Genomic DNA, 24,004 nt, shown 5'->3' with positions numbered 1-24,004 from the left:
AGACATGACCATCATTGATATTCAACAATTACCACAACAAAATGTGCTTCATTTTTTTAAGGAGCATTGGGGAACTACAGAAATGGTCATTTCAAGTGGCGTTTATGACTGTAGTCAATTAGAGGGCTTCGCTTTTGTCAATGACCATCAAGAGATGATAGGGCTTGTTACTTACATTATTCGTAAGCAAGACTGTGAAATCATTTCTCTCGATAGTCTTGAAGAAGGCAAAGGTATCGGTTCATCGCTTGTTCAAGCAGTAGAACAAATAGCTTTGGATAACGGTTGTACAAGCATTACACTTATTACAACGAATGATAATTTACATGCCCTAAAGTTTTATCAAAAAAGGGGATATTACTTCATCGAAATCTTGCCTAATGCGGTGGAAAAGGCAAGAGCCTATAAGCCTTCCATTCCACTTATCGGCAATGATGGCATTGCGATACGAGATGAATTACGACTACAAAAACAGCTTGACTTCTAAAAAGTCAGGTTGTTTTTTGTTATACTGATAAAGCGGAAAGAGAGGGAACATATGAAAAAAATAGTATTTGCCTTATTACTAAGTGTGCTTGTGGTGGGCGCCGTATTTATGATTTATCTAAAGAGTAACCCACCGCTTGTCATTCAAAGTTACACAAGTAAGCAGGGCAATGAAGCGGTCAAGATCATTGCGATTGAAAATAAAGGATTACGTGAAATTAAACTTACACAACTACTTGCCAATGAAAAACTTCCTGACAGTGCTGAGCTTGTCATTAGTAAGTCTGAACCATTTGAGGTCGAAACAAAACTAGAGGGAAATCCCAATATGTCATTTCATAAATTAACGCAAGTTAAAATTTTACCTCGTTCATACATAGATCAACAAGCAATTGGCAAGCAGCCACAGCATTATGCGGTTCAAGTCAAAGCAGCCGACATTAAAAAGGTGAAGATTCAATATGAATATTTACGGATACCTTTTACCTTAATCGCGGAACTTCAACAAGGTCAATAGACAGACGACACGCTAATTTTGTCTTATCATTTATGCCTGTGTCATTTCCTAAGATTGTTTGCTGAAAAGCACTAATTCCTCCTAAATCATGGTAATATTATAGTAATAGCAATCGTGATACTAGGAGGGACCTAATGGCAATTATCATAATGGGTATAGTACTATTTATCTGTGTTATCACTGTGGCTTTAGTGTTAATGAAAAAGTTTTCGAAGAATGAAATTATGCTTGAAGTAACGGCCACCTCAGAAGGGAAAAATGAATTAGATCAAGCGATAATGAAAATATATTTTACGTATTCTATCGGCAAACTTGCTAGTAGGAAACGTCAAATCCTTGGCAGTGTTGAATGGTCTGATGGGTGGATGCCTGTTAGCTATAATCTAAAGGAGAATGGTGTGTATCGTGAGGAGAGACTACTTTATGCAACAAAAAATCAGTCCTACTCAACCTTTGAGATTCATGCACCCAATGCAATCGATGATCAAGGGCGAGGTGAAGGGTACGCAGTTCTTGTATTGGAAAATCCCGATATTTCCCATAGATCATCTAGAGCAGGTGTTATCCTTGCCGTCACGGCCAATATGATTACATATCAATTATCAGATTCCACTAGCTGGCATAATGAGGTTGTCATCAATTAACTAGAAAAAAGCTATCCAAATGGGGTAGCTTTTTTTATTAGTGCTAAAAAGTAAAATTAGGCTGATTATGGAACTAAATGAGGGGAATAACGTATAGAAAGAAGAGGGACTTATAGGATGGAGGAGAATGTAGATGAACGAAATGCCAAGCACACACCAAAAACGATTGGCAATAGATGAGCAAATATGTGCGCTCTTATGTCAACGGAAAGAGCTCTCTGCTCATACGAAAGATAGCCCAACAGATGAAATGATGAAGCAATGGGCGCAAAAATATGGTTTAGATGACACATTTTTAGCTATGATTTTCAGTGTGATTAAATCAGAAAAATACTATCAATCGCGTGTCGAGCCAGTTGGATTTCGTCAATATATTCCGGTATTACAATCTCAGGAAGTGGGAGATCGAATCTATACGATTTCCTATGTACGCCAATACGAAAATGCAAGTGTCGTACAGCTTTTGATTGACTGGGATTATGAGGAAGATTCCTATCAAGATATTCGTCAAAGATTAAACCGCCATTATTTAGGGTTATTTATAGACCAACATTATGAATGCCGCCATACAGGAGCAAGTGGCTCAGATGGGCATGTAAGTAATAAATATGTAGTGACGCCGCCATTACCAGATAACATACAGGGACTCAGCTTTATTTTTACAGAATACAAAGATGTGTTTGAAGAAAAACCAACAGGATTGATGGTCACCATGCATTGTTAGGGGGAATAAAATATGAAGAAATGGATAGTGCCAATGATTCTACTACTTCTGCTAACAGCCTGTCAGAGTCCTGAGCAAGAAGTGCATTATATCGCCAAGAGTGAGCATTGGAAAGCGATCTACCATAGTAATTCTGATCAAGGATTACGCTTATATTATCTGGATGAGAAGGATGATTTAGGGCCCTTGCAAATTACCATTGAAGGGGAAAAGGAATCCCAAAATATAATGGATGTGCAGTTAAATAAAGAGGGGTATTATTCCTTTACGAAAAAAGAAAGTGAGAAGTTTTTTAAACGGAATGCTAAGCCCATTATTCATATGCAGTGGCTATCTGAAAATGAGTCTTTAGAAATAAAAAATCATTAATTGACAATAATAATTTGATGCTGGACTTTAGGGCTCATTGTCTCATTTGTTAGAGAGATATCGTGTAAGACGCGTTATGTATGTGAGTTGAAATAAATGTAAGTGTTATAAATTTCGACCAAAACGACTGTTGTCATTGAAACGGACAATTTTATTTATTTCAAGGTTTGACAAAAAAAACTGGATTCGTTATAGTAATTAACAATTTCATGCAAAAATGAAATGAGCCATGATAAGGACAAGAGATTCGATCAACCATTTTCAGAGAGGGAGGCATTCGCTGCAAGCTTCCTAATGTTGTGATCCCTTCTTACTACCTTGGAGCTGTGCTTGGAAACTTGCACCGTCTTTTGCAACGTTATAGCAAAGTCAATGAGCCACTAGTCTATTTACTAGTGGGAATTTGGGTGGAACCACGGGTAATGAACACATACTCGTCCCTATGTAGGGGCGGATATGTGTTTTTTTATTTTGCTCCCCATTCTAAAGCTGAATGAGGATCATGTCTATGGCAGGTCCATAGTTTTTCAAATTGTATGCACAATTAGAACTTCTATGACACCAGAGCAAAATTGATAAAAATTAAAGGAGTCGAGAACATGTCAAATCAAATTATTCACATTCAATTTCCAGATGGTCAACAGCAAGCATTTACAAAAGGCGTGACACTAACCGAAATTGCCCAAGCGATTCGTCCTGAGCTTCGCAAAAAGGCCGTAGCGGGGAGTGTCAATGGAACCATCGTTGATTTGACGCGCCCGATTATGGAAGATGCTCAAATTACATTGTATGATGCTAGCTCTAAGGAAGGAATTGAAGTTATTCGTCATTCAACGGCCCATTTATTAGCACAGGCTGTCAAACGTCTATACCCCCATGCACAGTTTGGGGTAGGACCCGTGATTGAAAACGGCTTTTATTATGATATAGACATTGCAGATACATTGACACCAAGTGATTTACAACAAATTGAAAAAACGATGAAACAAATTGTGCGGGAAAATGTACAAATCAAGCGACGAGAGGTTTCTCGGAATGAAGCCAAGGAGCTTTTTGCTCACGATGCGTTAAAACTGGAACTGTTGGAGTCTATTCCAGCTGATGAAACGGTGACAATTTATGAGCAGGGGGAATTTTATGATTTATGTCGAGGTTCCCATGTTCCGACTACAGGGAAATTACAACACTTCCAATTAATGCATGTATCGGGTGCATATTGGCGAGGCGATAGCGACAATCAAATGCTGCAACGTATTTATGGGGTTGCCTTCGCAACGAAAGAAGAACTACAACAATACTTCGTGTTTTTAGACGAAGCAGAAAAGCGAAATCATCGTAAACTGGGCAAGGAACTGTCATTGTTTATGTTTTCAGAGGAAGCGCCGGGAATGCCCTTTTATTTAGCAAATGGTCAAATTTTACGGAATGAGCTGGAATCTTATTTGCGAAATTTACAAGCAAAGTATGACTATCGAGAAGTACGGACTCCTCTAATGATGAATCAGCGTTTATGGGAACAGTCAGGTCATTGGGATCACTATAAAGACAATATGTACTTTACACAGGTGGATGATCAAAGCTTTGCCTTAAAGCCAATGAACTGTCCTGGACATATGCTCATCTTCAAAAATAACCTACATTCTTACAGAGATTTACCGATACGAATGGCGGAATTCGGGCAAGTGCATCGCCATGAATTTAGCGGTGCGCTGAATGGATTGTTACGCGTTAGGTCATTTTGTCAGGATGATGCACATATTTTCGCAACACCGCAGCAAATTGAGGATGAAATTGCATTGGCTCTAAAAATAATAGATGAGGTGTACAATGTATTTGGTTTCCAATATTCGGTAGAATTATCGACACGTCCAGATGACTATATGGGGAAATTGTCGTTATGGGGTCAGGCAGAAGAGGCGCTTGAAAATGTGCTGACAAATTTAGGCATCAACTATACGATTAATGAGGGAGATGGGGCTTTTTACGGGCCGAAAATCGACATCCATATTAAAGATGCCATCCAACGAAGTCATCAGTGTGCCACAGTACAACTCGATTTCCAGCTACCTGAGAAATTCGATTTAACATATATTAATGAACACAATGAAAAAGTTCGACCGGTTGTCATCCATCGGGCAGTGTTTGGCTCCATTGATCGTTTCCTAGGTATTCTCATTGAGCATTTTGGAGGGGCATTCCCCATTTGGCTTGCACCACAACAAGTGCAAGTCATTGCAGTGGCGGATGCACATCAGGACTATGCCCAGCAAGTAGTAAAAGCCCTACAACACGAACAAATTCGGGTGCAACTTGACGATCGTCAGGAAAAGCTTGGTAAAAAGATTCGGGAGGCACAATTGCATAAAATACCGTATATCCTTGTTATTGGGGATCGGGAGACTGCCAATCAAAATGTGTCTGTCCGTAGACATGGACAACAAGCCACTGTTGAATATTCGGTATCACAATTAATAGAAGAAATGACAGACGCCATCAAACAAAAGAGCTTATAAAAGAAAGCTTGCTTTGAATAGATCTACTATTCAAGGCAAGCTTTTTAAAAAAAAATTTCTATTTTTTTGAAATGACTACTAGAATCTAGATGCGATGCATACAATGAATTAAAGGTCCTTGGTCCTCTCTTGGAATTGGGATTGACCAAGTAATACTGATTGTGTTTCAGCGTCGATGACTAGAAATTTTCGATAGGTCTCATCGGTATTGTGCTGAAAAGATGCTAAAAAATAAACTTGTCGATTGGGATGAACAAAAGTATGTTGAGAGAGGTCTATTGCTTCTTGTTTACTATTAGTTTGTAAATAAAAATTTTCTGTCGCCTCTGCTATATCTCTAAAGGCCATTTTTTGCCGAATATTCCATGAAGCATGGGGATATTCCTCGTAAATTGTACGATTAAGTTGCTGATAAAATTCGTCCTCATCACGAAACGATTGAAATTGGTTGTTTGGATATTGATATAGTGTATTTATTTCAGTTGGTGTGCAAAGTGTGGGTGCCGTATGGTCTACTGAATGTTGGGGTGGCAATAATATTTTGGAAACAACCATAAAAGTTAAGATGAATACATGCATTATTCAACCTCCAAATGTCTTCTTAACAAAAACATCGCCTACTTTATTGGGATCTATACATGTAGAGGTTGGCTAGCCGAATGCAAAGATAAAACCAGCCAGAATGTAGGTCTGGCTTTACCCATATCTATACTTTCTTCTATTATATGCCTCGTTATGATTAGGAAGCTTGTGCTTGTTTTAAATATCTATTTAGTAGGACATCCAATTCTTGACTGTAATCTACTACAGCCGGATGAGTGAAACCAAGATCCTTTGCTTTTTTATACATAATTCTACGTTTGATCTCAATTTCCGCCTTCAAGAATTGTTTAAGCAATAAGTTTACCAAGATATTTTCCTCCTAATTTTTTTTCCTTATTCATAAAATTAATTTTCTATGACCTCGATTCAACTTTTTCATTGTATATCACTTATATTAAAAAAAATGTCATATTGTGTATCGTAATTCAAATTCGTAATTTAGTCACAGATAGGGACCTTCATCCTGTTATGTGAAAAACAAACTATTTTCTCTTAATAGTTAAAAAGTTTTAGTAAAATTTCTAATTATTGTATAAATTATAAGCATAATAACCCTAACGATGAAGTTATTGGGGTTATTTGCGTGTTTAGATTTAGAAAAAATTAAGTGAGAAAAAGAAATTACTTAAACCATTTATACTATGAAAAAAGTTGTTGTTTGATATTGAATTTTCCAACAATTTATGGCGCTTTACGTATCTTGTCACATTTTATCAAATTAGCTTTAATGTTGTTTAGAAATGTGGACATTTCATTGAGTGTGGAGAATTATTGAGAATTTTTGAAATTAATGGAATAATGGAAGGGGGAAGAAAAGGTGACTTTGTGTCGTTCGTTAGTTTTTCAAAAAAACTAGCAGCATGTGAAGGTAAGTAGCCCTCACGGGAACCATCCGCCTGAATTACCTTTACTAAACTAAGAAACGTATCATCTTTTCTTAGCTTGATTGCTACATTGGCAAAAAGTTGAGTAAATGCTGATTCGTTTGGATGAATGATAGGCAATTACATATAGCAATCATGAATACAATAATAGAATTGTTTGAGCAACAGCTTGAAGTGGTTTGCCTTGTTTGATGTAATGAAACGAGCCTTTCTAATCGGGATGTTTATTTGGATATTTGCTAGGGATAGCCTGCAATTTTGCATGGTAATTTCATTTACCTTGATGCAGCGAATGATGAGTGGGGGAGCCAAGAATGACAGAATTATATTTTGTGAGACATGCACATGCTGATTATTCCGAGGATGAATATCATCGTCCACTATCATTAAATGGAATTAGGGATGTGGAACGAGTGACATCTTTATTTAACGATCAACACATCGATGCAATCTATTCGAGTCCTTATAAAAGAGCCATTCAAACAGTACAGGGTATTGCTAGGTATCATGATGTACCAATTCAAATTGTGGATGCACTAAAGGAACGACAGCTTGCCAATGGAGCGATAGAAAATTTTCAGGAAGCGCTACAACGAGTTTGGCAAGTGCCGAGTTTTGCATGGGCTGGAGGAGAGTCCAATCGGCAGGCAATGACACGGGCTGTACAGAGCCTACAATCTATTATTCTTTCTCACCCCCATGACAGCATTGTTATTGGTACACATGGCAATATAATGGTGCTAATGATGCAATCCTTTGATTCACAGTATGATTATGCATTTTGGCAAACGCTGTCTATGCCTGATGTCTACCGATTATCTTTCCGTAAGCTGACTTTATTAGAGGTGGAGCGAGTATGGCAAAGGGGCTGATAGACAACTAGTGATGGCCTTATGGGAGGGGCCAGGTAATTGACTATGATGGGGGCAGTTGGATAGAACAACGTGGTTGAATTCGTTAAATCCAGTCTGAGTTGTTCTAAAGAAAGAACCCCAAAGAAGACATGATTTATGTATCTTCCCTGGGGAACACCTACTATTTGACTTGGGTCCATTCCGAACGTAATAAACCAAATACTATGAGGTCATGGAAGGTGCCGAAGCGGAATATTTCATTTCGTAAATGGCCCTCCTTCGTGAAGCCGCATTTTTCATAGGAGCGAATAGCTGCCGGATTAAAGCTGAATACTTGCAGTTTGATTTTTTGAATAGCCATGTATTGGAAAATGAATTCAATAAGTGTTTTCATAGCATCCGTGCCATAGCCTTTCCCTTGCCATTGCTGTCCAATTGAAATGCCGACAGAGCAGGTGCTATTTTGCCAGTTAACAGCAAAAACACCACAGGAACCAATCAGTTGCTGAGTCGCTTTTTCATAAATACCAAAGAAGAATTCATCTTTTTTTCCACTGATAGAGCGAAAGAACGCGGAATGGTCCTCCATCGTTTGGGGGAAGGGGATTTCATCATTAGCTAGTAGTAAAGTTTTTGTCTCACTTTCAATGGCTACAAATGATTCTAAGTCAGCGGGGGCCATTTGCTGTAAAGTAATGGATTGACCCGTTAAAAATGTTTGTAAATAATGATCCATGTATGATTCTCCCTTTAATAAGGGTTGCAAGTATCGTTACAACCCCTAGATTGATAGCAAAGCTCTAACGTCTACTGCCTTTTTCGCACTCATAGGCACAACTCCTTTAGTTTGAATGCATAAATTGTACCATGTCTACCCATTTCGGGGAATATTTTTTAAGAGAGGAAGGAATAGCCGTGCATACAGCCTATTTTAAGAATTTACTACAATATTTACCGCAAGAGGAGCAACAACAATTACAGAAAGCAAATGGTGCCACAGATGCACAAATTGAAAGCTTACTAGAAATATTTCCACAAAGTCCGCAATCCTTCATTGAACTACTTCAGGATGTCAACGGTACTTACCATTGTAAGCATGGAGAAGAAACGATTAGTGTGCTTGTACTAGGTTCCGATTTGGGGGATTATCCGTATTATTTAAAGGCAGTTGAGCAAATCCTAGCAGATGCTCAACATCAGCGCGAAACAATTTTTGAGCGTTATCAGGACTTTTTAGAGTATGTGGACATAGATAAAAGGGTCAATATGCATGTACCGTTGAATGAACGATTATGCTTTGCAGATTGCATGAATAATGGAGGAACATCCAGTTTGTATCTTGATTTTTCGCCAGCTGAGGGGGGGCAAATGGGACAAGTGGTTCGATATGTCCATGATCCGGATAGCTTTGAGGTCATCGCCTCTTCATTTGATGAATATTTACAACAGCTTGTTGAGGGGGAATATGAGTTTACAGCACTTTACGAGGAGGAGTTTTGATGGCTCTGACATTGAAGTTTTATGAGGACGAGGCTCAATCGTTAGTAGATCAATATACCATTACAGAGGAGCAGCTTCGCTATACAAAGTCGCCAAAGGATAGCATTGAACTTGCTAAGGAGGATGACAGTAGACATGCTGTTTTAGCTTTAGATGGAGACAAGCTCGTAACCTTTTTTGTGTTACATGAAAAAGAAGGGGTGAAGCCTTATTCCTCGAATGAACGGGCAATACTAATTCGCTCATTTTCGACCGATTATCATGAGCAGGGCAAAGGCTATGCAAAGGCAGCTCTCCAATTGTTACCAGACTTTGTTCGTCAGCATTTTCCATTGATGAATGAGCTAGTATTAGGCGTAAATATCCCAAATGTATCGGCACAGGCACTCTATATAAAATGTGGGTTTGTAGATGAGGGGAAACAGGCGACAGGGTTTGGTGAAGAACTAAAGGTAATGAGTTATTATATGAAGGATGTGGACATTTGAGCAATATAAAAGTGGCAGGATTGGAGCATTTACAGACACTATGTGCAATCGATCAAGAGGTGATTGGAAACGCATCCAGAAGTGAGGAAATTCAGCAAGCCATCGAGGAGAAACGTTGTCTGCTTCACCATTTTGCTGATGATATTACGGGATTCTTAATTTCTACTAAGGACTTTTTTGGCTATGACTTTATTTCCTTAGTCATTGTTAAGCCATCAGCGCGAAGAAAGGGCATCGCCTCTGCTTTAATAAATGCATATGTAAAAACAAGCAAAACGTTGAAGATTTTTTCCTCCACAAATCAATCAAACACAAGTATGCAACATGTATTTCAAACCTTAGGGTTTGTCAAAAGCGGCGTTATTCATAATCTGGATGACGGTGACCCAGAAATTATTTATGTAAAAATAGCCTCACCACTGTAGTAGGGTGAGGCTTGCCTTTATTTTTTTGCTTTTACAAATAAAAAGGATGGTCGGCGAAGTTCATTTTTAATAGAAGGAAGCTGTTGAATAGCTTCCTCGCTTGGAAGAGGTTCAACCATTTTGTCGATCGATAAGCCATGGTCGATTAATGTATTGATGATTGTAGCAATAGTGCGATGATATTTGACTACTCCGTCTACCAGCCATGTTTGCTGTCGTATGCCCTCTTCTTGGTAATCATCCATTGCATAGTGTAGTCGTTTACCTTGTTCATCATAAATCCAATTATCCTCCGTCGTTCGGCGAGCAGTAGCAATCGGATGCTCCACGGAGAAAATAAAAACGCCGTCTGGACGTAGCATTTCGGCAATTTGTCCAATGACTACTTCAAAATTTTTTACATAATGAAGCGAAAGTGAGCTTGTTATACAATCAAAACGATTGGCGCATGCTTCGTAATCCTCAATTGCTTGAAGCTGATAATCAATTTGTGGATGTGCATTTTCTGACTGAGCGATAGATAGCATATTACTGGAAACGTCCAAAGCAGTCACATGCTTGGCGTGGTGTTGGATACAGTATTGGGCGAATTCTCCCATGCCACAGCCAATATCGAGTATTTCTAAATCCGTTAAAGTGGGCAGTAATGATTTCATAGTAGGCTGCTCTAATAAGCGATTATAATTAGATGGTCTTTGCCGTAATTCCTTGTATTGATGGAAAAATTCAGGGTTGTCATAAATATTTTGTTTCATTTTAACCTCCACCTTGTGAAACATAACGTTATGTCATTTGTGCGCACTCTTATTTTCCCATGCTATACAAAAAAGAAATAGACTTATAATCCAAATTTTTGTAAGATGTAGGTAGAGGCATGCCATCATCTAATAATGAGTGAATTCCATATATTAACAAATGTTTGATTTGTTTTTTGAGGAGGAAACTAATGAAAAATTATGTTCTACTCATGACGATGTTTTGTATATATAGCCTCACAGTTTTGACGCATTATTGTCTGACTTTCCTAGAGCATGGTAGAGCATTTCTTGGCATTACCATGATTATCCCACTACTATCAGTGATTATTGTTCAAAAGATTTTCACCCAGCTACCTATTTTATCAACGTTTTCCTTCACAAAGCCTAAATGGTCATGGCTCCTAGCCAGTATTTTTATCCCTTTTTCGTTAGGTCTCCTAGTTCATAGTTATTTTTACTTGACGCATCACCAATCTTTTCTCATCATCACTCCATCTCAACTGAGTATGCTATTACTAATAGGGCTCACCATTAGTACAGGCTCGGCTTTACTAGAAGAAGTCGTTTGGCGAGGCAATTTTCATGTATATTTGCGGCAACGCTATAGCTTTTGGCCGACCGCTATCCTTACTGGAGTAGGGTGGTCTTTATGGCATCTACCCATAGCTGTACTATATAAGACCTATATAATGCCAGCAGTAGGAATACCTGCGTATTTGTTGCTCCTTTTTGGATTATCCATCGTGCTTTCAATCATACGAGAAGTAGGTCAATCTATTGTGCCGGTTGCTATTTTTCATGGAATGATGAATGTCTTTTACTTAGGGGATGGACAGCGTATGACCGTTTCACCAGATAATCAAGAGATCGTCAAATGTCTTGTCATCATCTTGCTCCTCTTCCTTTTTTGCCATAAAAATGTAACAATTTTTAAAAAATAAAAAATTTAAAAGGAAAATATGGCACTTCTTGTCATCTATAGCGTTCTTATTATTTGGAAGCAAATTCCGTAATAAAAGACGTTGGAGGGATTTAGTTGAATCAAGAAACCTTATTATCCTTTAGTAGCAATGCCTTATTTATTGCCTTCATTCTACTACTGATTGCGATTGTGCCATTAGGGCTTGCTGTCAAATCGAAAGGTAGGATGTTTGGCAAGCTAGGTATACTCCTTACTTATGCAGCCTTTGTCCTGCAGCTCGTTTATTTTGTGATGAGATGGGTAGCTGTAGATCATGCACCCGTCAGCAATATGTATGAATTTATGACGTTCTTTGGCATCATGCTTACAGCGAGTTATCTCATCATCCATTTTTTATACAAGCAACTCGTAGTGGGCTTATTTACAATTCCTGTGTCCTTAATCATTCTTGGCTATGGAAGCGTTTTCGCGAAAGAAGTGTCACCACTTGTACCTTCCTTGCAGAGTCACTGGTTAACGATACATGTGATGACCGTCGCTTTTTCCAGTGCGATTCTATCAGTGTCCTTTGCCACTGGATTAATATTTTTATTAAGAACATTGGATGTTACCAAAAAATCCATCCGTACATATTCGTTAGAATTCGTCTTGTATTGCTTGGTCGTCGTCATTGGATTTATCGGCATTTCGACTTTTTTCAGCCTAACAGCGGATGACCTACAAGTACAATTTGAGAATGCGCAAGGTCAATCAGAAAAAGCAGTCTATTCCATGAAACCCTTAATCGTGAATAAAGGAGCAGTCACAGAAAATGGTGAGGCAGCTGGTTTAATCGAAATAACAAATAAAATAGATGCTAAAAAGTTAAATTCGATTGTCTGGGCCTTTATGATGGGTACGCTTTTCTATGTTGCCATTCGTTTGGTTACAAGGAAATCGGTGAGTGCCATATTAAAGCCATGGACAAGTCGCGTTCAGCCACAATTAATGGATGAAATCTCCTATCGAGCAGTTGTCATTGGCTTCCCACTATTTGCATTAGGTGGGCTGTTATTTGCCATGATTTGGGCACAAATAGCTTGGAGCCGATATTGGGGATGGGACCCTAAAGAGGTCTGGGCCCTCATTACGTTTTTATTCTACGCAGCCTTTCTCCATTTCCGCTTATCCAAAGGCTGGGAAGGGGAGAAAACAGCCTGGCTTGCCATCATTGGCTTTGGTATCATTGTGTTTAATCAGGTGTTTGTTAATCTAGTGATTGCAGGCTTGCATTCTTATGCGTAGGGACTCTGGACCCATTCATTAGATGCAGAAGGAGTAACGCATTTAAATAGAAAGGACACCTTGAACCGGTTCAAGCGAAGCCATACGATGAAAGGAAAAACTCGATGACCATGCCCTTTTTTCTAAAATTGAATATGGTTAGTCTGCTGTACGGTTTGATTTTCTTTATATGTATGGCATTGCAACTCCATTATTATCGATTACTACGACTTACAGGCTGGACAGCGGATAATTTGGATCTTTTCTTGCTTCTTGTTCAATTAGTAGGCCTTAGCGTAGCGACGATATTTTTATATAAGCTCGCCGCTAGATGGCTTGGGCATCATCGCTGGATTTATGCAACAATGATTTTATGATTACCGTATACTGTGATTTTCACAATGGCTTTTACCTATTTATTTCCCATTTCCGATCGAGGAGATATGCCAGTACCTATGCAAGGGCTTATTCTGTTGGTCATGCTTGGGGGATATCCGTTGTATATTGCCATCATAAGTCTTGGCGCAAGGACATGAAAAAAGAGACATCTTCAAAGTGGATGTCTCTTTTTTCATTTGCTCGTCTATGTTTGGTGAATATTATATTTTCACTACATTCGTTGCTTGAGGTCCGCGGTTGCCTTCTTCTACGCCGAATTCAACTTTTTGGCCCTCGTCTAAAGTTTTGAAGCCATCTGTTTGGATCGCTGAGAAATGTACGAATACATCATTGCCACCTTCAACTGCGATGAAGCCAAAACCTTTTTCTGCGTTAAACCATTTTACTGTCCCTTGTGTCATGTAAACACCCTCCCAAAAAAATTCAACAATCAATTTCTTCAATACATATAAAAAGCGTGTTCAAAAGCCGTATTACCTTTGAATACAGGTTTTTAATCGTAGCAATGAAGTAATGTAATTATTAGCTTTATTATAGTACAGAATTGTTTGTATATCCAGTAAATTCCGTTTTTAGTAAGGAAAAATTTACAATTGTCATCAATTAGTAATGAAACGGACTTCTAGAATTAGTCAATCCAAGCCTTTTCCTTCGCTACAATAACTGCCTCTGCACGAGATTCAACGTTTAATTTAACGAATAGTTTCGATAAATAATTCTCTACGGTTCTTTGGGTCACACCGATAGCAGACGCAATGGCTTTATTTGTACAGCCTTGAGCGACGAGCTGTAAAATTTCCTGTTCTTTATCGCTGAGTAATACTTCCTGCTGGGTATTCGGCAAATTGGATCGTTGCTGGACAAAATCTAAAAAGTCAGCTGCCAGTAATATTTCGCCACGTAGGGCTGCTTGAATCGTTTGGATGACTTGCTCTTTTGTTGCTAGTTTTGATAATAAGCCATCAATCTTTTTCTCAATTAATAGCTCATAATAATCGGCAAGCTCGTAGCCTGTATAGAGAATAATGAGGGACTCAGGTTGTTTTTTCTTGATCATTTCCGATAGCTGGATACCGTTGATCGGTTTCATATTAATATCAATAAGAAATAACTGAAAGGCTTCTGTATCCATTCTTAGTAAAACTGCTGCACTATCCTGCTCTGTTTCAATCTGGACATTGACTAAATCCTGTAACAATGTTTTTGTACCATCTAAAACGACAGGATGGTCATCTATAATAAGTATGTTCATCATATGAATCCCCGTCCTCTTGTATTTGAATAAAAATATGCATGCCTTCATTGATGCTAGATTGGATGGTGATGTCCCCGTTAAAGGCACGGACACGCTCACGAATTCCATTAATGCCCATGGAAGCTGAGGACTGAATTAAATCCTCAATATCACAGCCTACCCCATTATCATCATATTGTAGAATAAAGCCTCGAGGTATCGCTCGTAGAGTTAGTGAAACTTCTGTAGCATTAGCGTGTTTAATCGCATTATTTAATAGCTCCTGTACTAGGCGATAGACGACTAGATGGAGCGTGGCATCGTGAAATTCCACTCGTTCAATTTGAGAGCTTACTAAAAAGTCTGCCCGTATTTTTACCTTTTGTATTAATTTTTTAAGGGCTATTTGTAAGCCGAAAGTATCCAGTAATGGTGGACTTAAATTCTCACAATACTCTCGTAAATCCTTTGTGGCATTCAGGAGCTGTTCACGAATATCCAATATGGTGTCCTTTTGAATAATAGGGGTGCCAGCTAGGACATCAAGTTCTCTTGCTAAATGTAGCTGCTCCTGCAAAATTGTATCGTGTAGTTCCTGTGCTAAAATACTCTTTTCCTTCTCAATAATATTCCATAATAATTTATCAAGCCAAGGAAGCGGTGTATCACTGGTGTTTTTCATATGTTGAACTTCGAGTACTAAATCTTCAATTTGCTGTAAATTATTAATAGACATTGAAACATACAGTGCGAGTAGCTCTAGCCATAATAATTCTTCCTTTTGCAGCGTATGCTTTATTTCTAACATTATTTTTTCGTCACCTGCATCATGCAGCAGCAATTTTGTGTAGTGGCTTCCGAGCAGGGGAGCTGGTGTATCCTCTGTGACTGTACTGATAAGAAAGGCTGTCGTGCCTAACTTTTCAGTAATTTCATACTTAAAGCGTTCCAGTAATTCGTGTTGATTTTTAGCCTTACCCATACGTTGCACGGCGCCATATAAATTATGTACATAATTTCCAGTAGAAGAAAAAATTATTTTTCGATACTTAAAATCAATACGTTCCTTAATGTAAAAACTAGCCATTATCACCATGAATACTAGTAAAAAAATACTTGTAACATGGACAATAGATAATTGACCCATAAACAAAAGGGCGATGCCAGTAGTCAGTAGAAGGGCACTGAAAAACGCTAGCGTTGAATAATAACGTAATCGTGATAATTGGTATTCAATATCAAATAATCGTTCATTCACTTGGATGAACAGAAATGAAAAAGGTATAAATAATAAAAATAACGCGGCAATATCAGCATGTAATAACGGCTTATGACCTAAAATTTCAGGTGTCACAAAAAAAATCAGGAATGGCAAAAATGGAATGATAAAGGCAATGGCAATCAACCGAATTTTAGCCATTTTTGTCCGTAAATAACTAGTTAATAAAATATAAATAGCATATAGCACAAGGATGGCGAATATACCTAAGTTCAGGAGAGGCGTAATCTCTCGAAATGAAGGTTTAAAAACTTCCAGGAAGTAGCAACCTGGGATGATCAGTGATGAAAAATAAAGCCATTTGCTGTCCATATAAGTCCATTTAATTTGAAGGTAACGGAAAAAGTGCTGTAAAAAATGAATGAACAGCACCATGCATAAAATAATACATATGCCAATCACAATCTGGCCAATAAGATTGCCCCTTGCCGATGCCCCTGTACTAATATAGGCCAACGAACAGGTTAACAAAAATAAAGTCAATAAAAATGTCGGAGGGTTATCCTTATTGCGTCGCCATAAATAAATGGCCACACCGAATGCTAAAAGAAAGTAAAAGATCGGGAATAGAATTTGCAAATATAATTCTTCTGGCATATCAATATGCTTCACATCAATTGTTTGAATGGTCCCATCAGCCTTTTGGATAGTTAATTGTTTAGCACTTCTAATCAGTGAGAATAATCGCACAGAGCGATTTTCCAAAGCTGGCTGCCCATCAATAGCTAGTACAATATCACCCCGTTCGATATTTTTTTGATGAGCCCATGAAGTGTAATAGCTATCCAAAATAGCTGCTTGCCCATTTGTTGTATCAAGGGTGAGACTAATAAACGGTGTTTTTATGGCAATCGCTAATACGTAGATGCCAAGCATTAAATAGGTAAGAAAAATACAATATGTCCATTTTTTCATTTTGAAACCTCTGTTTGCTAGATGATAATAAACTCCTATATATTATCGCTAATTATTGATAAATTTGGAATACCGAAATAGAGGCTTTCGGAAAACCACTATTGCGTTTTCGGAATGACGAAATAGTTTTTTCGGACATGGCTATGATAGTGTAAGTTTAATAATTATGACGAAAAGGGGGACGATGACGTGAAAAAAGTCGTTTTAACACTAATTCTTTTTTTCTTAATCGCTTTGATTACGATCCCATTGACCACGAAGGCTAAAATGGTTCATGAAGATAAAGTCGAGGTTGAAATTTGTCTAATTGGTAGTGATAACCATTTTGTTTATAAAATTCCAAAGAGATTACATAAAGATATACCCTATACGGAGATGAGAAATGGCATACAAGCATCTTTAGCCAGTCATTGGGAAATTGAAGAAGCTCGTTACGACACGAATAAATCGGATGTTTCCTATACTTTTTACATTCAGGATTTATTCCAAGAAAAGCAAGATGGGCAGCTAAAAGTTGCCATTCCCTATAGTATTTTGGTAGGGATGTTTGGAGAGCAAGATCCGATTCAATTGAAAATTTTAGCGAGTAAGTTATCGAATTGGACGGTGAACACAAAGGATTGGACAGCGCTCGGTTTTATGGAGCCATTTACTTTTTTAAGTGAACGTCAATATGTATATGAAGGAGCCGTTAATGATTTATTGAACCAAAGAGTAGGTCATTTTGATGGGTCGATTCAGAAACGTCCATTTATTCTTTACGCGATCATCTATTTTAGTTTTATGGTAGTGCAATTGCTAGCTTGTTTTATTTTATCAAGACGCTTAAAAAAGAAAGTCATCAACAACCCAGCCAATTTACATCAGTTCCGTAAACTAAATTACATGTACCAATCATTGCCAATCATGATTATTGTTGCGCAAATTGTATTCCTTGTACTTTCGGGCTTGATTACGGCATTCGGTCTTTATTTTAGTCCTGGCATCGATTTATTAGTTATTGTTGGACCTGTTTTATTAAATATCATCTTGCTTCCTACCTTTTTTGTCACAACAGAGAGTGAAATTTCAAGAGAGCTGAAGAACACTTCTTCTCATTCTGGATTCTAATGAAATAATTTCATCATACGAAAATACGTGATGAAATGGTATAATGGTCAACAGCAAACTGGAAGGAGCTGTTGAAGAAAAATGACGCATCCAGAAATGGCGTACTTAAATTTACTACAACATATAGTCGAAAATGGCACGAAAAAAGAGGATCGAACTGGGACGGGTACATATAGCGTCTTTGGTTATCAAATGCGTTTTGATTTAAGTAAAGGATTTCCTCTTTTAACGACAAAGCGCGTACCTTTTAAGCTTGTCGCGAGCGAATTATTATGGTTCATTAAAGGGGATACGAATATCCGTTATCTATTGCAACATAATAATCATATTTGGGATGAATGGGCATTTAAAAAATGGGTTGAATCAGATGACTATACAGGACCAGATATGACGGATTTTGGTCGACGTTGTTTAGTGGATGACGCATTTAATACATTGTATCAGCAAGAGTTAGCCTCATTTTGTGAGCGTGTCTTAGCAGATGATGACTTTGCTCAAAAATACGGAGAGCTTGGCAATGTCTATGGCAAGCAATGGCGGCATTGGACAACTTCTACTGGGGAAAGTATCGACCAGTTGCAGGATGTCATTCATCAAATCAAGCATAATCCCGATTCACGCCGTATTATCGTCAATGCGTGGAACCCTGAGGATGTTATCAATGCAGGTGCGAAGGGCAGTAAAGCTGCATTGCCACCATGTCATGTTATGTTCCAATTTTATGTATCTAATGGCAAATTAAGCTGTCAGCTCATGCAAAGAAGCTTGGACACATTATTAGGCTGTCCTTTTAATATCGCTTCGTACGCATTGTTAACACATTTGATTGCACATGAGTGTGGATTAGAGGTAGGCGAATTTATTCATAGCATTGGGGATGCGCATATTTATGCGAACCATGTGGAACAAGTAAAAGAACAGCTTGCTCGGGAGCCAAAGGAACTACCAACGTTACACATCAATCCAAATAAAGCATCGATTTTTGATATAGAGCTTGAGGATTTATCAATTGAGGGGTATGATCCGCATCCCGCTATTAAAGCTCCGATAGCCGTCTAACATTAGCAGCAGCCATTTTGGTTGCTGTTTTTTTGGGAGCTATAACTAGGTCAAAATATATGTTTTACTAAATAGGCTAGTAGTTGGATGACTGATAGCTAGGAAGTTGATTATAGTAATTGTGGGATTGTTAGCATTATTTGGAATGGGTAGTCGGTCAAATTTATGGTAGAGGTGAAAGTTGTGAAGAAAACAATGGTCCTTCAGGAAGTAGAAGAAAATGAGCAACAGTCCGATCATCTAGAACGAAAAAAGGTTTCCGAGCAACAAGCGCAGGACGCTAATACCTCCAATTTATCCCGGCAACAACTGTTCGACATGATGCAAGTGATTGAAGAAATCCGTATTAAAGGCTATAAAGAAAGACTATAAATGTAAGCGCCTTCTAAGCTATAATGGCTGAGGAGGTGTTTTTTTATGAACGTAATCTTTATAGATTCAGTCACGGGTGATGAATTATTACATATGGTATCACAAGACGTGGCAGGTATACTTGCGGCAGCACAGGGGGAAAGCGTGACTTTTCCAGTAGGTCATTTTAAATATGAATTTCATAATCTAGATTTTTATGAGGACAATGGGCAAATACGCCAGGAACTAGTGATTTATGTCAATAAAATCTAAATGTATGTATAGATAAATCAAGAAACGGAACTATAAAAACAGGTAGCGAAAAGCAATGTGCTTGCTTTTTTATTTACCTGTAACTATAATAGTTACAACAGGTGGTGATACATATGGTGAACAGTCGATTTTCGGTGGCGATCCATATTCTTTCGCTAATTGCTACAACATCTGATAAAAGCTTACTTACGTCCGATTTTATCGCTGGAAGTGTAAATACAAATCCAGTGGTCGTAAGACGTATGATTGGTGTTCTGAAAAAGGCAGGCTTACTTTTATCACATTCAGGGGTTGCGGGGTATGAGCTTTTAGTGGAACCAAAGAATTTAACACTTTTAGCAATTTATCAAGCAATCGATGGGCCAGAACAGCTTTTTGCGATTCATGATGAGCCGAATCCAGCGTGTGCAGTGGGACGAGAAATCCAACATACTTTGGAAGATGTGTACACATCTATTTGGCAGGCAATGGAAGCACAGCTACAGGCACAGACTTTGCAGGATGTGCTAGATCAGCTTCGTACTTAAGCGAAGATGGTCTATCTGTATCTAACCTGTAACTAAAATGGTTACAACTATAATTTAAGGAGGAACATACAATGAAAATTGCTGTCATTGGTGCAACAGGTAAAGCAGGACAAAAAATAGTAGAGGAGGCGGTGCAACGTGGTCATGAAGTAACAGCTATCGTTCGTTCTGCGGCAAAAGTAACAACAGCTATCCCCGTAATAGAAAAAGACGTGTTTCAATTAACACAGGCTGACGTGAAAGACTTCGATGCAGTAGTGAATGCATTTGGCGCACCAGCTGGTCAGGAAGATTTACATGTGAAAGCGGGTCGTCATTTAATCGGAATTTTCGAAGGCATTGAAACAAAATTACTGGTTGTGGGAGGGGCAGGTAGTCTTTTTGTAGATCCTGAAAAACAAATCCGTGTAATGGAAACACCTGATTTCCCAGCTATGTTCCTAGCAACTGCGCAAAATCAAGGACAAAATCTACAGGACCTACAACAATCTGCTATCCATTGGACATTTTTAAGTCCATCAGCATTTTTTGATCCAGAAGGTCCACGTACGGGTCACTATACAACAGGAGTCGATCATTTATTAGTAAATGAAGCTGGTGAAAGCTATGTAAGCTACGCAGATTATGCAGTGGCAGTATTGGATGAGCTTGAAAATCCTCAGCATCAAAATAGCCGTTTTACTGTAACATCGCATAAATAATAGAAGAATGAACAAACCAATAGAATGGACCTAATCGGTTATTCTATTGGTTTTTTTGATTCACAATGAAATTTTTAACGCTATCGCATACAGTTGCCTAGTTATATTGTATCGAACCTTTATCGGCTAATAATGCTAGGACATTATTAAAATGTGCTCGGTTTTTAGCGATTTCTTTGCTTTTTTGAAGGATTTTTTTCGTTTACAGAAAAATGACTGTTTACAATACGACTTTTATTAGCTACTATCAAGTGTGAGTATTACATAAAAGGAGACGACAATGATGTCAACACAACGTATAGAAAAAGATTTTTTAGGTGAGCGCGTATTACCAGCAGAGGCTTATTACGGAATTCAAACACTACGTGCAACGGAAAACTTCCCGATTACAGGCTACACAATTCACTCTTCACTTATTAAAGCGATGGGGATTGTGAAGAAAGCAGCTGCGTTAAGTAATATGGAAGTACACCTATTATCAAAAGAAATTGGTGAGGCAATTGTCGAATCAGCACAAGAAGTAATTGATGGCAAATGGGATGCAGAATTCCTTGTAGACCCAATCCAAGGTGGAGCAGGTACATCCATCAATATGAATGCAAACGAAGTTATCGCCAATCGTGCCCTAGAAATTTTAGGGAAAGAAAAAGGTGACTATCATACAGTAAGTCCAAACAGTCATGTCAATATGTCACAATCAACAAACGATGCTTTCCCAACAGCCATTCATATCGCTGTGTTAAATTTAATAGATGAATTATTAGAAACGATGGATTATATGCAATCTGTTTTCCATCAAAAAGCAGAGCAATTTGCACATGTCATTAAAATGGGACGTACGCATTTACAGGACGCAGTGCCAATTCGTTTAGGACAAGAGTTCGAAGCTTATTGCCGTGTCATCAACCGTGATATTGTACGTATTCGTCAAACACGTCCAAACTTATATGATGTAAATATGGGCGCAACTGCTGTAGGTACAGGCTTAAATGCTTTCCCAGATTATATTAAATCTGTCGATGAGCATCTTGCAGAAATCTCAGGTTTACCATTAAAGGGTGCGACACATTTAGTAGATGCTACACAAAATACAGATGCTTATACAGAAGTATCGGGTGCGTTAAAAATTTGTATGATTAATATGTCGAAAATTGCTAATGACTTACGCTTAATGGCTTCAGGTCCACGTGCCGGCTTAGGGGAAATCCTTTTACCAGCTCGCCAACCAGGTTCTTCAATCATGCCAGGTAAAGTAAACCCTGTTATGCCAGAAGTACTGAACCAAGTGGCTTTCCAAGTGATTGGTAACGACCATACAATTTCATTAGCTTCTGAAGCTGGTCAATTAGAGTTAAATGTTATGGAGCCGGTATTAGTATTTAACCTAATCCAATCTATCAGCATTATGAATAATGTTTTCCGTGCGTTTACAGAAAACTGCTTAAAAGATATTGAAGCAAATGAAGAACGTATGAAAGAATATGTAGAGAAAAGTGTAGGGGTACTTACTGCTGTGAACCCTCATATTGGCTATGAAGTTGCTGCTCGTCTTGCACGTGAAGCGATTCTAACAGGTCGTTCAATCCGTGAGCTTTGTATTGAAGCGGGTGTTTTAACAAAAGAACAACTGGACCTAATTTTAGACCCTTATGAAATGACACATCCAGGTATCGCTGGCTCAAGCATCATGAACTTAAAATAATCATATGGACTGTAGATATGCCTTTATGGCTGTCTACAGTTTTTTTATGCAGTTTTTAGAACTTTACTCATATAAAAGGGGGCTTTTTCTTATGTTTTTCAGGATTATTCAACTATAATACTGGTATGGAAGTAATATTTTAGTTGGGGGAATTTGTTATGAGTTTACGCAATAAGAGTTTACTTGGCTTTTCAGCTTTAAATGTGTTAATGATTATTATTTTATTTTTAGATTTGGCCGATGTAACAACATTAGAATGGCTTGCAACCGTTTTAACCATCTTAGGAATTGCCATTACACTTTCGTACACAGTCTATGTCCATTTTAAAGTGATACAGCCTATCAAACAGCTAACGGAGGCTGCACAAGGGATTACCTCAGGCAAATTGGATACAGTTGTCATTGAGGTACATGATAATGGAGAAATCTCTCAGCTAGCACAATCATTTTTAGACATGAAAAATCAATTACGAACAATGACACAAAAAATTGCGAATAGCTCTACGGATTTATCAACAAGTATTGAAGAACTATCAGCAAGTACAAGTGAAATTACACTAGCTGTGGAGGAAGTAGATCAGCAGATAGAGAAAACATCGGATGGCTTGAAGCAAGCAGCACAATCTGCTAGTGATAGTGCTCAGGCGATGCAAGAAACTGTCGATGGAATTGAACGTATTACCGTTGCTACACAGGATGTTTTTAGTCATGCCAAAGAGGCCAATGAAATTGCAGGAAATGGGGTAGCCATTTTACATGTAGCAAAGGAACAAATGCAATTTATTTCATCATCAACTGACAAAACAAGTAGTCTGATGCAGCAACTATCCACAAAAATGTCAGATATTAAATCAATGACCGATATGATTACAGCCATTACTGATCAAACCAATCTATTAGCCTTAAATGCTGCCATTGAAGCCGCACGGGCTGGAGAGCATGGTAAAGGCTTTGCAGTAGTAGCAGAAGAGGTCCGTCAATTAGCTGAGCAATCGAAGCAATCTGCTACGCAAATTGTTGACTTAGTAGTAGGCATTGAACATGATACAAAACAAGTCGCTTCATCGGTGGAGGAGGATTTGAAAAATGTTCAGCAAGGTGTTTATGTCATTGATGAGGCGACAAAATCATTCGGGACGATCACACAGCATGTAAGTCGTATGAATAACCAGCTTGAAGACATTTCCGCAACAGCCGAACAGCTTTCCAGTAGCGCAAATGAAGTGGCATCAACGGTCATAACTATTGCGGATGGAATGGGCCGATTATCGAATTACACAGAGTCTGTTTTGCAGTCAATGGATGAGCAAACTGCTTCCATGCAGGCTGTCAATCACGTCACACAGGATTTAAGTGTGCAGGCTGATAGTTTACAAAAATTAACCAATCAATTCGGTGCTTAAGAGGCCCATGGGAAATTTCAAGGGTTTATAGCCCTGAAATAATGATCCGAAACAAATAAATTTACAAGTTTTTTAGTATAATTTTATTGTTCCTTTACTCC

The 24,004-nt window shown here is 38.3% G+C and carries 28 protein-coding genes; 21 read left to right on the top strand and 7 right to left on the bottom strand.

The genetic code is table 11. The features are described from left to right. Window positions 1–4 precede the first annotated feature (4 nt). The 6 genes from AC07YC_RS16790 (at window position 5) to thrS (ending at window position 5,253) form a co-directional block, all read left to right on the top strand. Window positions 5–487, top strand: a complete 483-nt coding sequence (locus AC07YC_RS16790; RefSeq protein WP_336634806.1) for a GNAT family N-acetyltransferase — start codon at window positions 5–7, stop codon at window positions 485–487. 51 nt (window positions 488–538) lie between these two features. Continuing rightward, window positions 539–1,003, top strand: coding sequence for a hypothetical protein (locus AC07YC_RS16785; protein WP_336634805.1), 465 nt, complete (start codon window positions 539–541; stop codon window positions 1,001–1,003). Between the two features lie 134 nt (window positions 1,004–1,137). Next, window positions 1,138–1,647, top strand: a complete 510-nt coding sequence (locus AC07YC_RS16780; RefSeq protein WP_258268586.1) for a hypothetical protein — start codon at window positions 1,138–1,140, stop codon at window positions 1,645–1,647. A 133-nt stretch (window positions 1,648–1,780) separates the two neighbouring features. Beyond that, window positions 1,781–2,371 (top strand): hypothetical protein, encoded by a 591-nt coding sequence (locus tag AC07YC_RS16775; RefSeq protein WP_494919924.1) that lies wholly within the window; start codon window positions 1,781–1,783, stop codon window positions 2,369–2,371. Window positions 2,372–2,383: 12 nt separating this feature from the next. Next, complete coding sequence (locus AC07YC_RS16770; RefSeq protein WP_336634803.1) at window positions 2,384–2,740, top strand: hypothetical protein; 357 nt, start codon at window positions 2,384–2,386, stop codon at window positions 2,738–2,740. Window positions 2,741–3,339: 599 nt separating this feature from the next. Then, complete coding sequence (gene thrS, locus AC07YC_RS16765; RefSeq protein ID WP_494919923.1) at window positions 3,340–5,253, top strand: threonine--tRNA ligase; 1,914 nt, start codon at window positions 3,340–3,342, stop codon at window positions 5,251–5,253. 108 nt (window positions 5,254–5,361) lie between these two features. Here the strand turns inward: thrS and AC07YC_RS16760 are convergent, their stop codons facing one another. Further along, window positions 5,362–5,832, bottom strand: a complete 471-nt coding sequence (locus AC07YC_RS16760; RefSeq protein ID WP_336634801.1) for a hypothetical protein — start codon at window positions 5,830–5,832, stop codon at window positions 5,362–5,364. 160 nt (window positions 5,833–5,992) lie between these two features. Further along, complete coding sequence (locus AC07YC_RS16755) at window positions 5,993–6,163, bottom strand: aspartyl-phosphate phosphatase Spo0E family protein (protein ID WP_025117185.1); 171 nt, start codon at window positions 6,161–6,163, stop codon at window positions 5,993–5,995. A gap of 891 nt (window positions 6,164–7,054) precedes the next feature. On the opposite strand from AC07YC_RS16755, the gene AC07YC_RS16750 reads away from it, so the two are divergent. Then, on the top strand, window positions 7,055–7,612 hold the full coding sequence (locus AC07YC_RS16750) for a histidine phosphatase family protein (RefSeq protein ID WP_494919922.1): 558 nt from the start codon (window positions 7,055–7,057) through the stop codon (window positions 7,610–7,612). 163 nt (window positions 7,613–7,775) lie between these two features. Here AC07YC_RS16750 and AC07YC_RS16745 read toward each other — a convergent pair whose 3' ends face one another. Further along, window positions 7,776–8,330 (bottom strand): GNAT family N-acetyltransferase, encoded by a 555-nt coding sequence (locus AC07YC_RS16745; RefSeq protein WP_494919921.1) that lies wholly within the window; start codon window positions 8,328–8,330, stop codon window positions 7,776–7,778. A gap of 179 nt (window positions 8,331–8,509) precedes the next feature. Here AC07YC_RS16745 and AC07YC_RS16740 point away from each other — a divergent pair, with 179 nt between their 5' ends. Genes AC07YC_RS16740 through AC07YC_RS16730 form a run of 3 tightly spaced genes read left to right on the top strand, consistent with a single transcriptional unit; the run spans window position 8,510 to window position 10,007 of the window. Next, window positions 8,510–9,094 carry an SMI1/KNR4 family protein gene (locus AC07YC_RS16740; protein ID WP_494919920.1) on the top strand — a complete coding sequence of 195 codons (585 nt, stop codon included), beginning with the start codon at window positions 8,510–8,512 and terminating at the stop codon, window positions 9,092–9,094. After that, complete coding sequence (locus AC07YC_RS16735; protein WP_494919919.1) at window positions 9,094–9,582, top strand: GNAT family N-acetyltransferase; 489 nt, start codon at window positions 9,094–9,096, stop codon at window positions 9,580–9,582. Before AC07YC_RS16740 ends, AC07YC_RS16735 begins: the two co-directional genes overlap by 1 nt. Next, on the top strand, window positions 9,579–10,007 hold the full coding sequence (locus tag AC07YC_RS16730; protein ID WP_494919918.1) for a GNAT family N-acetyltransferase: 429 nt from the start codon (window positions 9,579–9,581) through the stop codon (window positions 10,005–10,007). Before AC07YC_RS16735 ends, AC07YC_RS16730 begins: the two co-directional genes overlap by 4 nt. A gap of 17 nt (window positions 10,008–10,024) precedes the next feature. On the opposite strand, the gene AC07YC_RS16725 is transcribed toward AC07YC_RS16730, so the two are convergent. Continuing rightward, window positions 10,025–10,762, bottom strand: coding sequence for a class I SAM-dependent methyltransferase (locus tag AC07YC_RS16725; RefSeq protein ID WP_494919917.1), 738 nt, complete (start codon window positions 10,760–10,762; stop codon window positions 10,025–10,027). Window positions 10,763–10,953: 191 nt separating this feature from the next. Here AC07YC_RS16725 and AC07YC_RS16720 point away from each other — a divergent pair, with 191 nt between their 5' ends. The 3 genes from AC07YC_RS16720 (at window position 10,954) to AC07YC_RS16710 (ending at window position 13,327) form a co-directional block, all read left to right on the top strand. Further along, window positions 10,954–11,706, top strand: coding sequence for a CPBP family intramembrane glutamic endopeptidase (locus AC07YC_RS16720; RefSeq protein WP_494919916.1), 753 nt, complete (start codon window positions 10,954–10,956; stop codon window positions 11,704–11,706). 95 nt (window positions 11,707–11,801) lie between these two features. Next, complete coding sequence (gene ccsB / locus AC07YC_RS16715; RefSeq protein ID WP_494919915.1) at window positions 11,802–12,971, top strand: c-type cytochrome biogenesis protein CcsB; 1,170 nt, start codon at window positions 11,802–11,804, stop codon at window positions 12,969–12,971. Window positions 12,972–13,144: 173 nt separating this feature from the next. Then, a complete protein-coding gene (locus tag AC07YC_RS16710; RefSeq protein WP_494919914.1) occupies window positions 13,145–13,327 on the top strand; it encodes a hypothetical protein in 183 nt (60 codons plus the stop codon). Between the two features lie 222 nt (window positions 13,328–13,549). On the opposite strand, the gene AC07YC_RS16705 is transcribed toward AC07YC_RS16710, so the two are convergent. From AC07YC_RS16705 to AC07YC_RS16695, 3 genes are all read right to left on the bottom strand, one after another. Further along, window positions 13,550–13,750 carry a cold-shock protein gene (locus tag AC07YC_RS16705; RefSeq protein WP_053485982.1) on the bottom strand — a complete coding sequence of 67 codons (201 nt, stop codon included), beginning with the start codon at window positions 13,748–13,750 and terminating at the stop codon, window positions 13,550–13,552. Between the two features lie 227 nt (window positions 13,751–13,977). After that, window positions 13,978–14,604, bottom strand: a complete 627-nt coding sequence (locus tag AC07YC_RS16700) for a response regulator (protein ID WP_336634792.1) — start codon at window positions 14,602–14,604, stop codon at window positions 13,978–13,980. Next, a complete protein-coding gene (locus tag AC07YC_RS16695) occupies window positions 14,579–16,777 on the bottom strand; it encodes an ATP-binding protein (RefSeq protein WP_494919913.1) in 2,199 nt (732 codons plus the stop codon). The genes AC07YC_RS16700 and AC07YC_RS16695 overlap by 26 nt, the downstream gene beginning before the upstream one ends. Window positions 16,778–16,966: 189 nt before the next feature. Here AC07YC_RS16695 and AC07YC_RS16690 point away from each other — a divergent pair, with 189 nt between their 5' ends. From AC07YC_RS16690 to AC07YC_RS16655, 8 genes are all read left to right on the top strand, one after another. Further along, window positions 16,967–17,887 (top strand): hypothetical protein, encoded by a 921-nt coding sequence (locus AC07YC_RS16690; protein ID WP_336634790.1) that lies wholly within the window; start codon window positions 16,967–16,969, stop codon window positions 17,885–17,887. 81 nt (window positions 17,888–17,968) lie between these two features. Beyond that, entirely contained in the window at window positions 17,969–18,946 is a 978-nt protein-coding gene (locus AC07YC_RS16685; RefSeq protein WP_494919912.1) for a thymidylate synthase, read from the top strand. A 183-nt stretch (window positions 18,947–19,129) separates the two neighbouring features. Continuing rightward, window positions 19,130–19,318 carry a hypothetical protein gene (locus AC07YC_RS16680; RefSeq protein WP_336634788.1) on the top strand — a complete coding sequence of 63 codons (189 nt, stop codon included), beginning with the start codon at window positions 19,130–19,132 and terminating at the stop codon, window positions 19,316–19,318. 45 nt (window positions 19,319–19,363) lie between these two features. After that, window positions 19,364–19,570 carry a thymidylate synthase gene (locus tag AC07YC_RS16675; RefSeq protein ID WP_336634787.1) on the top strand — a complete coding sequence of 69 codons (207 nt, stop codon included), beginning with the start codon at window positions 19,364–19,366 and terminating at the stop codon, window positions 19,568–19,570. Between the two features lie 113 nt (window positions 19,571–19,683). After that, window positions 19,684–20,097 (top strand): Rrf2 family transcriptional regulator, encoded by a 414-nt coding sequence (locus AC07YC_RS16670; RefSeq protein ID WP_025117200.1) that lies wholly within the window; start codon window positions 19,684–19,686, stop codon window positions 20,095–20,097. Between the two features lie 71 nt (window positions 20,098–20,168). Beyond that, window positions 20,169–20,798 (top strand): NAD(P)-dependent oxidoreductase, encoded by a 630-nt coding sequence (locus tag AC07YC_RS16665; RefSeq protein WP_494919911.1) that lies wholly within the window; start codon window positions 20,169–20,171, stop codon window positions 20,796–20,798. A gap of 280 nt (window positions 20,799–21,078) precedes the next feature. Beyond that, window positions 21,079–22,500, top strand: coding sequence for an aspartate ammonia-lyase (gene aspA / locus AC07YC_RS16660; protein WP_336634785.1), 1,422 nt, complete (start codon window positions 21,079–21,081; stop codon window positions 22,498–22,500). A 158-nt stretch (window positions 22,501–22,658) separates the two neighbouring features. Next, window positions 22,659–23,903, top strand: coding sequence for a methyl-accepting chemotaxis protein (locus AC07YC_RS16655; protein WP_494919910.1), 1,245 nt, complete (start codon window positions 22,659–22,661; stop codon window positions 23,901–23,903). Window positions 23,904–24,004 lie beyond the last annotated feature (101 nt).

This window comes from Lysinibacillus sp. GW247-5R2A (assembly GCF_059424475.1).
This window is presented reverse-complemented; position numbering and strand designations above follow the sequence as displayed.

Bases quoted from the DNA above. Each gene is read 5' to 3' on its own strand.
- AC07YC_RS16700 (WP_336634792.1), bottom strand. From the start codon at position 14,604: ATGATGAACATACTTATTATAGATGACCATCCTGTCGTTTTAGATGGT.
- AC07YC_RS16685 (WP_494919912.1), top strand. From the start codon at position 17,969: ATGACGCATCCAGAAATGGCGTACTTAAATTTACTACAACATATAGTC.
- AC07YC_RS16745 (WP_494919921.1), bottom strand. From the start codon at position 8,330: ATGGATCATTATTTACAAACATTTTTAACGGGTCAATCCATTACTTTA.
- AC07YC_RS16780 (WP_258268586.1), top strand. From the start codon at position 1,138: ATGGCAATTATCATAATGGGTATAGTACTATTTATCTGTGTTATCACT.
- AC07YC_RS16725 (WP_494919917.1), bottom strand. From the start codon at position 10,762: ATGAAACAAAATATTTATGACAACCCTGAATTTTTCCATCAATACAAG.
- AC07YC_RS16675 (WP_336634787.1), top strand. From the start codon at position 19,364: ATGAACGTAATCTTTATAGATTCAGTCACGGGTGATGAATTATTACAT.
- AC07YC_RS16710 (WP_494919914.1), top strand. From the start codon at position 13,145: ATGGCATTGCAACTCCATTATTATCGATTACTACGACTTACAGGCTGG.
- AC07YC_RS16760 (WP_336634801.1), bottom strand. From the start codon at position 5,832: ATGCATGTATTCATCTTAACTTTTATGGTTGTTTCCAAAATATTATTG.
- AC07YC_RS16670 (WP_025117200.1), top strand. From the start codon at position 19,684: ATGGTGAACAGTCGATTTTCGGTGGCGATCCATATTCTTTCGCTAATT.
- AC07YC_RS16720 (WP_494919916.1), top strand. From the start codon at position 10,954: ATGAAAAATTATGTTCTACTCATGACGATGTTTTGTATATATAGCCTC.
- thrS (WP_494919923.1), top strand. From the start codon at position 3,340: ATGTCAAATCAAATTATTCACATTCAATTTCCAGATGGTCAACAGCAA.
- AC07YC_RS16705 (WP_053485982.1), bottom strand. From the start codon at position 13,750: ATGACACAAGGGACAGTAAAATGGTTTAACGCAGAAAAAGGTTTTGGC.
- aspA (WP_336634785.1), top strand. From the start codon at position 21,079: ATGATGTCAACACAACGTATAGAAAAAGATTTTTTAGGTGAGCGCGTA.
- AC07YC_RS16735 (WP_494919919.1), top strand. From the start codon at position 9,094: ATGGCTCTGACATTGAAGTTTTATGAGGACGAGGCTCAATCGTTAGTA.
- AC07YC_RS16785 (WP_336634805.1), top strand. From the start codon at position 539: ATGAAAAAAATAGTATTTGCCTTATTACTAAGTGTGCTTGTGGTGGGC.
- AC07YC_RS16665 (WP_494919911.1), top strand. From the start codon at position 20,169: ATGAAAATTGCTGTCATTGGTGCAACAGGTAAAGCAGGACAAAAAATA.
- AC07YC_RS16770 (WP_336634803.1), top strand. From the start codon at position 2,384: ATGAAGAAATGGATAGTGCCAATGATTCTACTACTTCTGCTAACAGCC.
- AC07YC_RS16655 (WP_494919910.1), top strand. From the start codon at position 22,659: ATGAGTTTACGCAATAAGAGTTTACTTGGCTTTTCAGCTTTAAATGTG.
- AC07YC_RS16750 (WP_494919922.1), top strand. From the start codon at position 7,055: ATGACAGAATTATATTTTGTGAGACATGCACATGCTGATTATTCCGAG.
- AC07YC_RS16695 (WP_494919913.1), bottom strand. From the start codon at position 16,777: ATGAAAAAATGGACATATTGTATTTTTCTTACCTATTTAATGCTTGGC.
- AC07YC_RS16790 (WP_336634806.1), top strand. From the start codon at position 5: ATGACCATCATTGATATTCAACAATTACCACAACAAAATGTGCTTCAT.
- AC07YC_RS16775 (WP_494919924.1), top strand. From the start codon at position 1,781: ATGAACGAAATGCCAAGCACACACCAAAAACGATTGGCAATAGATGAG.